Here is a 13295-nt window from a genome sequence, read left to right on the forward strand (position 1 = left end):
CATGCGATTGTCCGCGGGAAGCCCCGCCCGCCTCGGAGCAAGCTGGGACGGACGGGGCACCAACTTTGCGCTGTTCTCGGCCAATGCCGAAAAGGTCGAGCTTTGCCTGTTCGACGGCCAGGGCCGCCGCGAACTCGAGCGGATCGAACTGCCCGAACGCAACGAGGACGTCTGGCACGGCTATCTCAACGACGTCTCGCCCGGGCAGCTCTATGGCTATCGCGTCCACGGCCCCTATGCGCCCGAGCACGGGCACCGCTTCAACGCCAACAAGCTGCTGCTCGATCCCTACGCCAAGCGGCTCGCCGGGCGGCTGGTGTGGAGCGACGCGCATTTCGGCTATCGAACGGGGAGCGCGCGCGAGGATCTTTCCTTCGACCGCCGCGACAATGCGCGCGGCATGCCGAAGGCGGTCGTGGTCGACGAGACCTTCAACTGGGGCCGCCGCGAGATAAGGCCGAACATCGCCTGGGAAGACACCATCATCTACGAGGCCCATGTCAAGGGTCTGACGCAGAAGCGGGGCGACGTAGCACCAGGCTGGCGCGGCACCTATGGCGGGCTGTGCTCGCCGGCGATGATCGACCATCTCAAGAAGCTCGGCGTCACCACCATCGAATTGCTGCCGATCCACGGGTTGATCGACGACCGCGTGCTGGTCGAGCGGAAGCTTGCCAACTACTGGGGCTACAACACGCTGGCATTCTTCGCGCCGGAGCCGCGCTATGCGCAGGACAACGCGCTCGACGCGTTCCGCACCACGGTGGCGCGGCTGCACGACGCCGGCATCGAGGTGATGCTCGACGTGGTCTATAACCACACCGCCGAGGGCAACCATCTCGGCCCGACGCTATCGTTCCGGGGCATCGACAACGCGTCCTATTACTGGCTCAGCAAGGACAATCCGCGCTACTACGACGACTTCACCGGCTGCGGCAGCTCGGTCAACCTCACCCATCCGCGGGTGCTGCAGATGGTGATGGATTCGATGCGCTACTGGGTCGAGGTCTGCCACGTCGACGGCTTCCGCTTCGACCTCGCCACCACGCTGGCGCGCGGGCCGAACGGCTTCGACCGCAATTCCTCATTCCTGACTGCGGTACGGCAAGACCCGGTGCTGGCAACCGTGAAGCTCGTCGCCGAACCGTGGGATCTCGGCATGGGCGGCTATCAGGTCGGTGCGTATCCCTCGCAATGGTCGGAATGGAACGACCGCTATCGCAGCGCGATGCGGCGTTACTGGAGCGGCGAAGGCAGCCTGATCGGCGAGGTATCGCGCCGCATGACCGCCTCATCCGACCTGTTTCATCATGACAACCGCGCGACCCGCGCCAGCGTCAATCACATCACCGTGCATGATGGTTTTACGCTGGCCGACCTGTTCAGCTATAACGACAAGCACAACGAGGCCAACGGCGAGGACAATCGCGACGGCTCCAACGACAACCACAGCAACAATTGCGGCCACGAAGGCCCAACCAGCGACGCCGCGATTGTCGCGCTGCGCCGGCAGCTCCGCAAAAACCAGCTCGCCTGCCTGTTCCTCGCGCTAGGGACCCCGCTGATGCTGGCCGGCGACGAGGTCGGCAATTCGCAGAACGGCAACAACAACGCCTATTGCCAGGACAACGAGACCGGCTGGGTGAGCTGGGACAATCTCGGCAAACAAGGCGACGACCTCACCGATTTCGTCGGCCACATGACGGCCCTGCGCCGGCGCTTCGCCCAGCTCGGCAGTCAGCGCTGGCTCGATGGGCGGCGCAAGGACGGCTCCTATGGCGTGCTGTGGCTGACGCCTGCGGCCGAGGAAATGAAGGAAGCCGACTGGAATTTTCCGGAAGGCCGATTCCTCGCCTATGTGCTCGCGCCGATGGAACAAGGGCAGGCACCGATCTTTATCGTGCTGAACGCCGCCCCCGAAGAGATCGCTTTCAAATTGCCGCAGATGTCCGACTACAAGAACTGGCAGCAGGTGCTGAACACGACCGAGGTCGTGCAGACCGCCACCGGACTAGCTTCGGGCGCCGAGACCAGCGCGCCGCCGCGGTCGGTGCTTGCCTTTGCGGGCGCGGCATGAACGGCCGGCAATTCGGCCCGAGGCTGACCGCGGACGGCGTACAGTTTCGGCTGTGGGCGCCGGCGGCGAAACGTGTCGACGTGCTGCTGGAGAAGCCACATGCGCTGAAGCGCGGCGAGGACGGCTGGTTTACGGCCGACATCGCCGGCGTGAAGGCCGGCGCGCGCTACAAATTCCGCATCGACGATGAGATCGACGTGCCGGATCCGGCGTCGGCGTTTCAGCCCGATGACGTCTTTGGCCCCGGCGAAGTGATCGACCATCAGGCCTATCCGTGGCGCGCTACGACCTGGCGCGGACGGCCGTGGCAGGAGGCCGTGATCGTCGAGGCCCATGTCGGAACATTCACCAAACAAGGCAGCTATCGCGCAATGATCGACAGGCTCGATCATCTCGCCGAGAACGGCATCACCGTGCTGGAATTGATGCCGCTGGCGGACTTCGCAGGCTCCCGAAACTGGGGCTATGACGGCGTGCTGTGGTACGCGCCCGACAGCGCCTATGGCCGGCCCGAAGATCTCAAGGCGCTGATCGACGCAGCGCATCTGCGCGGGCTGATGGTGATGCTCGACGTGGTCTATAACCATTTCGGCCCTGAAGGAAATTATCTCGGCCGCTATGCGCCTTCCTTCTTCACGGAAGCGCACACGCCGTGGGGCAGCGCGATCGATTATCGCGTGCAAGACGTCCGCGCATTTGCGATCGAGAACGCACTCTCCTGGCTGCGCGACTATCGCTTCGACGGGCTGCGGCTCGATGCCGTCAACTCGATCGTCGAGCCGGGCGGGCTGTCGCTGCTGCACGATCTCAGCGCCGCCGCCGGCAAGCTCGCCACCGAAACCGGCCGGCACATACATCTGGTCCTGGAGAACGGCGACAACCGCGCCAGCATTCTGGATGCTGCACAGGATCCGCCGCAGGGAAAATATCGCGCGCAATGGAACGACGACTATCATCACGCCTGGCGCGTGCTGATGACCGGCGAGAAGCAGGGCTATTATGTCGACTACCAGCGTTCGCCGATCTCGGATATCGCCCGCTCCCTGTCATCAGGCTTCATCTATCAAGGGGAGCCGTCGGCGTTTCGCGCCGGCAAGCGCGGCGAGCCGAGCGGACATCTGGCGCCTGTCGCCTTCATCAATTTCCTGCAGAACCACGACCAGATCGGCAACCGCGCGTTGGGCGACCGGCTCGAAGGCAATGCCGACGCGCGGATGATCGAGGCGGCGCTTCAGATCCTGCTGATCGCACCTCACATTCCCATGCTGTTCATGGGCGAGGAATGGGGCTCAAGCGTCCCCTTCCCGTTCTTCTGCGACTTCGGTGGCGATCTCGCCGATGCCGTTCGCAAGGGCCGCCGCGTTGAACTGGCCTGGGCCTATGCGGAATATGGCGATGAGGTCCCCGACGCGCTTGCGGCTTCGACCAGGGACTCTGCGGTGCTCGACTGGGACCAACGCGAGGCGCCCGCGGGACGAAAACGCCTGACGCTCGTGCGAGAACTGCTGCGAACCCGGAAGCAACAGATTGTCCCCCGACTGGTCGGCGCCGCCTTCGGGAAGGCACAGGTGGCAGGCAATGGCTTCCTGACGGCCGATTGGCGGATGGGCGATGGCGCATCGCTTCGCCTGCTCGCCAACTTGTCGGACCAGATTGTCGGCCATGCGCCCGGTGGGCCCGCGGGAACCCTGATCTGGGGCAGCGAGTTGGGCGACGATATCCCACCATGGACGGTGCTCTGGCGCATCGGATAGGAAAATGCCCCCGGCGATCCCGATCGCGACCTACCGCCTGCAATTGTCGGCGGATTTCGATTTCGATGCCGCCGCTGCCGTGGTGCCATACCTGAAGGCGCTCGGCATCACGCACCTCTATGCCTCGCCCTTCATGCGCGCCCGCAAGGGCAGCACGCATGGCTATGACGTCACCGACCACGCCCAGTTCAATCCGGAGCTCGGCGGCGAAGCCGGCTTCGAGCGGCTGAGCGCCGTGCTGCGGCAACACGATCTCGGGCTGATCCTCGACTTCGTGCCGAACCATGTCGGCGTGCATTTTGCCGACAATCCATGGTGGCTCGACGTGCTGGAGTGGGGTCCCGCCTCACCGCACGCGGCCTCCTTCGACATCGACTGGGAGCAGTTGCCATACCGCGCCCGCGGCGGCGTGCTGCTGCCGATCATCGGCTCGTCCTACGGGCAGGCGCTCGAAAACGGCGAGATCGAATTGCGCTACGACGCCAGCGAGGGCAGCTTTTCGGCGTGGTACTTCGAGCATCGCTTGCCGATCGCGCCGGAGCGTTACGGCGAAATCCTGCGCATGGTCCTCAAGGAGGCGGGCGCGGAGGAAAGCGCGCCCGGCAAGGCGATGCTTGCGCTGGCTTCGCGGCACCAGGGGCCACGCCGTCCCAGTCGCAAGGAAGCGCCTGGCTTCAAGGCCGAGTTGAAAGCGGTCTCCGGCGCGGCGGACATGATCGCGCGAGGGCTGCAAGCCTATCGCGCCGGGCCGGATCGCACCGCGCCGACGCTTTCGCTGCACCATCTGCTCGAACGCCAGCACTACAAGCTCGGTCACTGGCGGCTCGCTTCCAGCGACATCAACTACCGGCGCTTCTTCGACATCAATACGCTGGCGGGCTTGCGCGTCGAAGACGCCGGCACCTTCGAGGCGATCCATCGGCTGGTCAAACGGCTGATTGCGGAGGGAAAGCTTCACGGGATCCGGCTAGACCACATCGATGGCCTGCGCGACCCCGTGCAGTATTTCCAGCGCCTGCGCCGGCTGGTCCGGGAGGCGCACGGCGGCCAAACCCAGCCCTTCTACGTGGTGGTCGAGAAGATTCTCGGCGAGCACGAAAAGCTGCCGTCATTTGCAGGCGTTCATGGCACGACCGGTTATGAGTGGCTGAACGCAATCACCCATGTGCTGACCGACGGAAACGGCCTGGAGCCGCTCGACGAGATCTGGCGGCAGATCAGCAACCAGTCGCCAAGACTCGAGCCGATCCTGCGGGAGGCAAAACGCCGCGTACTGGAAACGCTGTTGACCAGCGAATTCACGGTGCTGACGCGCCTTTTGGCCCGGATCGCCAGCGGACATTACGCCACCCGCGACTATTCCGCCGACAGCCTGCGGCAGGCGCTTGAACTCTACGTGCTGCACTTTCCGGTCTACCGCACCTACCTGACATCCTCAGGCCCATCCGCGCTTGACCGCCAGTTGATATCAGGGACGATCGAACGAGCGCGCGGCGACTGGTTTGCCGCCGACGACGGCATTTTCGACTTCCTCCGCGACACCTTGACGATGGACCTGATCAAACCCGGGCGCGCGCACCACAGCGCGCCGCGCGTCAGACGTTTCGCGTTGAAGGTGCAGCAGTTCACCGGCCCCATGATGGCGAAGTCGCTGGAAGACACCACGTTCTACCGCTACCACCGCCTGCTCGCCCTCAATGAGGTCGGCGGCGATCCAGCCGCAAGAGCGCTTTCGGCCGACGATTTTCACGGGACGATGCAGGCCCGCGCCAGGGAATGGCCGCATGGCATGACCGCGACTGCGACGCATGACACCAAGCGCGGCGAGGATGCGCGCGCACGCATCATGGCGCTGGCGGAAATGCCAGGCGAATGGACCAGCGCGGTAGCCCGATGGAAGCTGCTCAACGCGCCGCATCTGCTCGTCGATGGCGATTTGCGGGCGCCGTCGGCGACATTCGAATACATGCTGTATCAGGCGCTAGTCGGAGCATGGCAGCCGGACGACGCTTCGTTTGCGGAGCGGATGCAGGAATATGCACTGAAGGCCGCACGCGAGGGCAAGCAGGAAACGAGCTGGCTCAATCCCCATGTGGCCTATGAAGCCGGCGTAAAGAGTTTCATCGAAAAAATTCTCGATCCTTCGCTCTCGGGCGAATTCCTCAACGCGCTGCAAGCGCTCGCGCAGCGGCTGTCGCTGCTGGGCGCACTGAATTCGCTCAGCCAGATCACGCTGAAGGCGATGATGCCGGGCGTGCCGGATTTTTATCAGGGCACGGAGCTTTGGGATTTTTCACTGGTCGATCCCGACAACCGCCGGCCGGTCGACTTTGCCGAACGCACAGGTCGGCTCGACGCGCTGAAAACGCCGGATTGGGACCCGCTGGTCGAGAAGTGGCCGAGCGGTCATCTGAAGCTTGCCTGGACACGGCATCTGCTCAAGCTTCGAACTGAACTCGCCGACATATTCACGGACGGCGATTACGCGCCTTTGGAAGTGAGCGGGCCGCACCGCGACCATTTCATTGCCTTCGCCCGGCGGCGCGGCCGCGAGGCCGCGATAACAGTGGTCGCGCGGTGGTTTGCACCGCTGACCGACGGCGGCAGACATTGGCCCGGGCCGGAGAGTTTTGACGCCGCGCTTGATGTCGGCGGCTATACGATCGAAGGTTTTGCCGACGCCGACGCCACGCAGTTGCGGCTGTCAGATGTGCTGGCGCATCTGCCGGTCGCCGTGCTCAAAGCCAGATTCAATGGCGCAGCAAAGCCGGCACGGAAGCGCGGGCGCGCCTAGGGATTCATGTTTTGACGCGTTTTCTTGACGCGAACCGGCGTCCACTTCGCTTGAAAACGCTATGGCGCAACCTCAGCTTTTCTTGGTCAGCAACAGCTTGCCGCGGTTCTGAATCGCGGCTTGGGCCGCTTCAGCAAAGCGCTGCAACAGCCACGGCAGTACGACTTCCACCTGCACGTGATCCTCGGCGACATCGACATGGCCGGCCGCCGCCTGGCCTAGCGCACGCACGCGAAAAATCATGCGGTTGTCTTCCCATCGCTCCTCATCGACGCTCAGCACCGGCACGCTGGAAGCGGCGCGCGACAGCCCGGCCTTCAGGCGGCGCATGGCTTCGTCGCGTCCGAGGCTATGCGGGATGGAAACTACCAGCGGTTTGGTCATCGCAAAAAATCCCTCTCTCATTCAACTGCATGTAATTGCACGCCGTTCGAAAAGAAGAGGCGCGCGGATTATCGCGGCGCAATATGGAACTTTGGAGATTCCGGTTTGTTATTACCGTCTCAGGGCAGAACAAACGCAACGGCCCTACCGGGCTGAGGAGAGACTCATGTCAATCGGCACCATCATTCTCATCATTCTCATCATCGCCCTGCTGGGCGGATTCAGCGGCGTCGGCGGCGGACCTTTCTATGGCACCGGATACTACGGCGGTGGCGGGCTTGGGCTTGTGATCGTGATCCTGCTGATCCTGTTGCTGCTCGGGAAGCTTTGAACGGCCTATCTGAAACGTATTCGTCGCGTCATGGCCGGGCTTGTCCCGGCCATCTACGTCTTCGGGCAGTAGATCGTAGGGTGGGCAAAGGCGCAGCCGTGCCCACCTTTTCTTGCGCGATCAAAAATGGTGGGCACGCTTCGCTTTGCCCACCCTACTTCCCCCCCAACTTCTTCATCGCCGGCTTGATCGACGCTGCCGCGTCATCGTAGCCGACCCACGCCTTGGTCTTGGCCAGCAGCGACGGCACGGTGCGGACCGTGTACTTCGTCGGATCGAGATCACCGCGCACCTGCGGCCAGGTTAGCGGCATCGAGACGGTGGCGCCCTCGCGCGCCCGCGGCGACAGCACGGCGACGGCGGTCGACATCCGGTCGTTGCGCAGATAATCGAGGAAGATTTTTCCCTTGCGCAGCTTCTTCGACATGTTGAGCAGATACCGCTCGGGATCATCATTCGCCATCCACTGGCAGACGCCTTGCGCAAATGCCTTGGCCTCCTTCCACGAAACCTTCTCCCGCGCGCCGTGGAGCAGCGGTGTCACCACGTGCAGCCCTTTGCCGCCGGTCGTCTTGCAGAAACTTTCGAGGCCGACGGCGGTCAGCCGCTGGCGCATGTCTTTTGCCGCTTCGATCACATCCGAGAATTCGACATTCGGCGCAGGATCGAGATCGAACACCAGCCGCCCCGGCGTATCGTAGTCGTCAGGCGCGCAATTCCAGGGATGCAGTTCCAGCCCGCCGATCTGCGCCACCGCCGCCAGCCCCTCCACCCGGTCGATCTGCAAATAGGGTTTGCGGTCGCCCGAGACCTTGGCCAATTCGAACAGGTTGGACGCGCCCTGCATGGCGTGGCGCTGGAAGAATTTTTCGCCGTGAATGCCGTCAGGCGCGCGAACGATCGAGCATGGACGGCCCTTGAGATGGTCCATCATCCATTCGCCGATCGCCTCGAAATATTGCGCAAGGTCGAGCTTGGTGACGCCTTCGCCGTCGCCGCCGTCGGGCCACAGCTCCTTGTCGGGTTTTGAGATCGCGACGCCCATGACCTCGGCCGCCTTCTTCGCAGCGGGCTTTGAGCGCACCGCCACCGCCTTGCCCGGCCTGGGCTGCGCGACGTCCGCCTTGGATGGCATCTCCGCCTCCACTTCCTTGGGCGGCTTGTCCTGCCGCAGGGCCTTGAACGCGGCCTGGCGGATATTTCCGTCCGCCGTAAAGCCCGCGAATTCTATCTCGGCGACCAGTTCGGGCTTCAGCCAGTGCACGTCACGGGTTTTCTTCGGTGCATTCTTGCCGCCGAACGGGCTCTTGTCGGACGCCGCCGCTTTCAGCGCCGGCATGATGCGACGGACCTTGTCCTGTCCAAAACCGGTGCCGACCATACCGACAAAGGCGAGATGGTCGCCACGATAGACGCCGGCCATCAGCGAGCGGAATTTGCCGTTGGTGGTCTTCCAGCCGCCCAGCACCACCTCGTGTCCGGCGCGGCATTTCGCCTTGGTCCAGCTCTCCGAACGGCCGGAGCGATAGGGCGCATCCAGCTTCTTGGAGACGATGCCTTCCAGTTCCAGCTTGCAGGCCGATTGCAGGATGGCGTCGCCGCCGCTTTCGAAATGGTCGACATAGCGGATCTGCTTTTGCCTGCCCTTGCGCTCTTCCAGCAATTTCTTCAGCCGCGCCTTGCGCTCGCCGAGCGGCAGGCTGCGGAAATCTTCGCCACCGGCGAACAGCAGGTCGAACGCATAGAAGATCAGGCCCTCGCTGTCGCCGTCCGACAACGCTGCCTGCAGGCTCGAAAAGTTCGGCGTGCCGTTATGGTCGAGCGCAACGATCTCGCCATCGATCAGCACGTCGGGAAGCGACGTTGCTTCCTTCGCGATCGCCTTGAATTTGTCGGTCCAGTCGAGCCCCTTGCGGGTGTAGAGCGCGGCTTCTCCGTCCTCGACCCGCAATTGTACGCGGTAGCCGTCGAACTTGATCTCATGGCACCATCCGTCACCGCCGGGCGGTCGCTCGACCACCGTGCAGAGTTGCGGCGCCACGAAATTTGGCATCGCCGCGACCTTCTTCGGTTTTGCGATTGGCGCCGGCGCCCGCGTTTTCGTTTCCGGGGTAGCCCGCAATGCGGCCGTCTTCCGCAAGGTCCGCGCCTCGGCCGCGTCGCCCCGGTTGGATTGCCAGACCGCATCGGCTTCTGTTTTCTTGACCAGCATGAACGGCTTTGGCGCCTTGCCCTTGCCTTGTGCGATCTGCGTCATCGCGCGTCCCGAGGCCACGGAGCGATCCTCTTCCAGGATGTCCTCGCCCTCTTTGGCGTATTCGTCGCGGTGCTTGATCAGGAGCCAGTTGGTGCGCTTGCCGCCGTAGCGGTCGCCCTTCATCCGCACCAGCACCCAGCTGCCGTGCAGCTTGTCGCCATGCAGGGTGAATTTCAGGTCGCCCTTCTTGAAGCCACGCTCGGGATCATCGGATTCCCAGGTGCCGCGATCCCACAGCATGACGGTGCCACCGCCATACTGGTCTTCGGGAATGGTCCCTTCGAAATCGCCGTAATCGAGCGGGTGGTCCTCAACCTCAACCGCCAGCCGCTTGTCATGCGGATCGAGCGAGGGCCCCTTGGTGACCGCCCAGGATTTGAAGACGCCGTCGAACTCCAGCCGCAGATCGTAATGCAGGCGCGTTGCGTCATGCTTCTGGATCACAAACCGCCGCTGCTTCGCAGGCGCGACCTTGACGTCGCCGGCAGGCTCGGCCGTCTTGCCGAAATCGCGCTTCTTTCGGTACGTGCTGAGTTTCTTCAACGCCACGGTCAAAACCTCGATCCACCGCGCCCCGCGGCAATACCCGGAACGAAAACCCATACTAGCCGTTGAAGTTCCCAAACCCAACCATGCCGGAGATCGCAATGGCCCCCCGCGCCTACTGGAAAGGCTCGCTAAAACTCTCCCTGGTGTCATGCCCGGTGGTGCTGTATCCGGCCTCGACATCGGTCGAGACGACCCGCTTTCACATGATCAACAAGGAGACCGGCAACCGGCTCAAGCAGCAGATGATCGACGCCGAGACCGGCGACGTCGTCGAGAGCGAGCAGAAAGGCCGCGGCTATGAGCTGAAAAAGGGCCAGTATGTCGAGATCGAGAAGGAGGAGCTCGAAGCCGTCCAGATCGAGAGCAATCACACCATCGAGATCGACAGTTTTGTGCCGCGAGACGAAATCGACAAGCGCTTTTACAACAATCCCTATTACGTCGCCCCCGACGGCAAGGCCGCCGTCGACGCCTTCGCCGTAATCCGCGACGCCATGAAGGATGAGGAGCGGGTCGCGCTGGCACGCATCGTGCTGACCAACCGCGAGCACGTCGTGGCGATCGAGCCGCTTGGCAAAGGCCTGCTCGGCACCACGCTGCGCTATCCCTACGAGCTGCGCGACGAGGATGACTTCTTCGAGGACATCAAGAGCCCGAAGATCACCAAGGACATGGTCGAACTCGCGGGTCACATCCTGCAGACCAAGGCAGCGCATTTCGATCCCTCGAAGTTCAAGGACGAATACGAGGACGCGCTCAAGGCACTGGTCCGGCGCAAGGCGTCTGGCAAGACGATCAAGGTCGCCGAGCGCGAGGAAAAGCCGGACAACGTGGTCAACCTGATGGATGCGCTCAAAGCCAGCCTGAAGGGCAAATCTGCGGCGAAGCGGCGCGCAACTGCCCCGGCTTCCCGGCGGACACCGACACGGCGGGCGGCGAAGAAAGCGCACCGCTCGGCGGCGAGGCACCGCAAGGCGGGGTAACACCACCGTCATTGCGAGCGAAGCGAAGCAATCCAGAGTGCCACCGGGATTCTGGATTGCTTCGTCGCTTTGCTCCCTTGCGCAAACGCTTCGCGTTTGTCGCAGGCAATGACGGTGGCGACCCTACCGCTTCGACTTCTTCGCTGTCTTCTTCTTCGAAGCCTTCCGCTTCTTCGCAGCCTTCTTCGGCACCTTCTTGCCCTTCGCCCTCGCCTCCGACAGTCCGATCGCAATCGCCTGTTTGCGGCTCTTGACCTTCCTGCCCGAGCGGCCGCTCTTCAGCGTGCCAGCCTTGCGCTTTTTCATTGCGCGCTCGACGTCGGCTGATGCTTTCTTTGAATATTTGCGTGCCATGGCGTTTCTCCGTTGCCCAAAATCAATTCCTTTCATCGGGCGAGGTTCCGGATCTGCTTGCATTGACCGGAGACGGCAGGCATTTTGGCCCTTGGGGAGACACCTGAAAGGCCGGCGACAAGAGCGGCGCCGTCCCCACAAGACCGGGGAGGATTTGATGGCATTGACGCAATCTCATGTCGCGGGACCCACCTCGCCTGCGGTGCGGGAGATGACGTTCGGCGATCTCCTGCGCAAGGCGGCTGAAGCAGCGCCCGATCGTCTGGCCCTGATTGCAGGCGTTCCCGACCCAAAACTGCGCCGTCAATGGACCTACGCGCAGCTTTATCGCGAAGCCCAGCGCACTGCCCGCGCGCTGCTGTCGCGCTTCAAGCCGGGCGAGCGCATTGCCGTCTGGGCGCAGAACATCCCGGAATGGGTGATGCTCGAATTCGGCGCCGGCATGGCGGGCATGGTCCTCGTCACCGTGAACCCGGCGTTTCGCGCCCGGGAAGTCGAATATGTGCTGAAGCAGTCGCGCTCGGCCGGCATCTTCGTCGTCAGCGGTTTCCGCGGCAACCCGATGCTGGAGACGGTGCAGGCGGTGGCGCCGAATTGCCCCGAACTGCGCGAAATCATCTGCTTCGACGACTGGGATGCCTTCATCGCCGCAGGTGACGACGAGACCATCAAACTGCCGGGCGTCAGTCCCGACGATCCCGTCATGATCCAGTACACCTCGGGCACAACAGGCTTTCCGAAGGGCGCCCTGCTCCGCCATCGCGGACTGCTCAACAACGGCGCCGACACCGCCGACCGGATGGGCGTCGATCCCGGCGATGTCTTCGTCACCCCGATGCCGCTGTTTCACACCGGCGGCTGCGTCTGCTGCATGATCGGCGCGGTATCGAAGGTCGCGACCACGGTGCTGGTCGAGGCGTTCGAGCCCGGACTGGTGCTGGAGATGCTCGGGACTTACCGCGGCAATGCGATGCTCGGCGTTCCCACCATGCTGGTTGCGATGCTGGAACACGCGACATTCCCGACCACCGATCTTTCGTCCGTCAAGGCGATCTGCTCAGGCGGCTCCACCGTGCCGGCCGCGCTGGTGCGGCTATTGGAGGAAAAGCTCGGCGCGCCCTTTACAATTGTTTTTGGCCAGACCGAATGCTCCCCGGTCGCGGCGCAGACCCGCACCACCGACAGCGTCGAGGACAAGGCCAACACGATCGGCCTGCCGCTTCCCAATATGGAAAACAAGATCATCGACCCCAACACCGGCGAGACCGTTCCGGTGGGCACGATCGGCGAGTTCTGCACCCGCGGCTATCACGTGATGCTCGGTTACTTCGAAATGCCTGATGCGACATCGGCTGCAATCGATGCCGACGGCTGGCTGCATACCGGCGATCTCTGCGCGATGGACGCGCGCGGCTATTGCACGGTGGAAGGCCGGCTCAAGGACATGATCATCCGCGGCGGTGAAAACATCTATCCGCGCGAGTTGGAGGAGCTCCTGTTCAAGCATCCCAAGGTCGGCGAAGTCGCCGTGATCGGCGTCCCCCACGAGAGGTGGGGTGAAGAGGTAGCAGCCTTCATCCGCCCGGCGCCGGGTGCAACAATCGAAAAGGAAGAACTGATCGACTACATGCGTGCCTCGCTCGCCCCGCACAAGACGCCCAAACACTGGTTCGTCGTGGACGCGTTCCCGCTGACCGGGTCAGGCAAGATCCAGAAATTCAAGCTGCGGGAAGCCTGGACCAAAGGTGAGATGACGGCGATCTAGGCCGCGGGAAAGGGCGAGCGCCGTTCCAATGCAACCGCGACGATGGT

9 protein-coding genes are annotated in these 13295 nt (G+C 63.3%); 6 read left to right on the forward strand and 3 right to left on the reverse strand.

What is annotated here, in order from left to right:
- Position 1 precedes the first annotated feature (1 nt).
- From glgX to treY, 3 genes are read left to right on the forward strand one after another with little or no spacing between them, the layout of a single operon-like run.
- Positions 2 to 2077 (forward strand): glycogen debranching protein GlgX, encoded by a 2076-nt coding sequence (glgX, locus tag ACVWVY_RS41960; RefSeq protein ID WP_456631880.1) that lies wholly within the window; start codon positions 2 to 4, stop codon positions 2075 to 2077.
- Positions 2074 to 3831, forward strand: a complete 1758-nt coding sequence (gene treZ, locus ACVWVY_RS41965) for a malto-oligosyltrehalose trehalohydrolase (RefSeq protein WP_456631881.1) — start codon at positions 2074 to 2076, stop codon at positions 3829 to 3831. The genes glgX and treZ overlap by 4 nt, the downstream gene beginning before the upstream one ends.
- A 4-nt stretch (positions 3832 to 3835) precedes the next feature.
- Positions 3836 to 6625, forward strand: coding sequence for a malto-oligosyltrehalose synthase (gene treY / locus ACVWVY_RS41970; protein ID WP_456631882.1), 2790 nt, complete (start codon positions 3836 to 3838; stop codon positions 6623 to 6625).
- Positions 6626 to 6697: 72 nt separating this feature from the next.
- Here the strand turns inward: treY and ACVWVY_RS41975 are convergent, their stop codons facing one another.
- Positions 6698 to 7009: a polyhydroxyalkanoic acid system family protein gene (locus tag ACVWVY_RS41975; protein WP_456631883.1), complete on the reverse strand. Its 312-nt coding sequence runs from the start codon at positions 7007 to 7009 to the stop codon at positions 6698 to 6700.
- 166 nt (positions 7010 to 7175) lie between these two features.
- Between ACVWVY_RS41975 and ACVWVY_RS41980 the strand changes: the two genes are divergently transcribed.
- The gene (locus ACVWVY_RS41980) at positions 7176 to 7340 is read left to right on the forward strand and encodes a DUF3309 family protein (protein ID WP_082649702.1); all 165 of its coding nucleotides are present in this window, start codon (positions 7176 to 7178) and stop codon (positions 7338 to 7340) included.
- A gap of 154 nt (positions 7341 to 7494) precedes the next feature.
- Here the strand turns inward: ACVWVY_RS41980 and ligD are convergent, their stop codons facing one another.
- Positions 7495 to 10146, reverse strand: a complete 2652-nt coding sequence (gene ligD, locus ACVWVY_RS41985) for a DNA ligase D (RefSeq protein ID WP_456631884.1) — start codon at positions 10144 to 10146, stop codon at positions 7495 to 7497.
- A 98-nt stretch (positions 10147 to 10244) separates the two neighbouring features.
- On the opposite strand from ligD, the gene ku reads away from it, so the two are divergent.
- Positions 10245 to 11129 (forward strand): non-homologous end joining protein Ku, encoded by an 885-nt coding sequence (ku, locus tag ACVWVY_RS41990; RefSeq protein WP_456631885.1) that lies wholly within the window; start codon positions 10245 to 10247, stop codon positions 11127 to 11129.
- A 123-nt stretch (positions 11130 to 11252) separates the two neighbouring features.
- Here ku and ACVWVY_RS41995 read toward each other — a convergent pair whose 3' ends face one another.
- Positions 11253 to 11483: a DUF6496 domain-containing protein gene (locus ACVWVY_RS41995; RefSeq protein ID WP_456631886.1), complete on the reverse strand. Its 231-nt coding sequence runs from the start codon at positions 11481 to 11483 to the stop codon at positions 11253 to 11255.
- Positions 11484 to 11640: 157 nt separating this feature from the next.
- Between ACVWVY_RS41995 and ACVWVY_RS42000 the strand changes: the two genes are divergently transcribed.
- Entirely contained in the window at positions 11641 to 13248 is a 1608-nt protein-coding gene (locus ACVWVY_RS42000; RefSeq protein ID WP_456631887.1) for an AMP-binding protein, read from the forward strand.
- Positions 13249 to 13295 lie beyond the last annotated feature (47 nt).

This window comes from Bradyrhizobium sp. URHC0002 (genome assembly GCF_054059515.1).

Excerpts from the sequence above, each read along its gene's own strand:
- glgX (WP_456631880.1), top strand. The coding sequence starts at position 2 with ATGCGATTGTCCGCGGGAAGCCCCGCCCGCCTCGGAGCAAGCTGGGAC.
- treZ (WP_456631881.1), top strand. The coding sequence starts at position 2,074 with ATGAACGGCCGGCAATTCGGCCCGAGGCTGACCGCGGACGGCGTACAG.
- treY (WP_456631882.1), top strand. The coding sequence starts at position 3,836 with ATGCCCCCGGCGATCCCGATCGCGACCTACCGCCTGCAATTGTCGGCG.
- ACVWVY_RS41975 (WP_456631883.1), bottom strand. The coding sequence starts at position 7,009 with ATGACCAAACCGCTGGTAGTTTCCATCCCGCATAGCCTCGGACGCGAC.
- ACVWVY_RS41980 (WP_082649702.1), top strand. The coding sequence starts at position 7,176 with ATGTCAATCGGCACCATCATTCTCATCATTCTCATCATCGCCCTGCTG.
- ku (WP_456631885.1), top strand. The coding sequence starts at position 10,245 with ATGGCCCCCCGCGCCTACTGGAAAGGCTCGCTAAAACTCTCCCTGGTG.
- ACVWVY_RS41995 (WP_456631886.1), bottom strand. The coding sequence starts at position 11,483 with ATGGCACGCAAATATTCAAAGAAAGCATCAGCCGACGTCGAGCGCGCA.
- ACVWVY_RS42000 (WP_456631887.1), top strand. The coding sequence starts at position 11,641 with ATGGCATTGACGCAATCTCATGTCGCGGGACCCACCTCGCCTGCGGTG.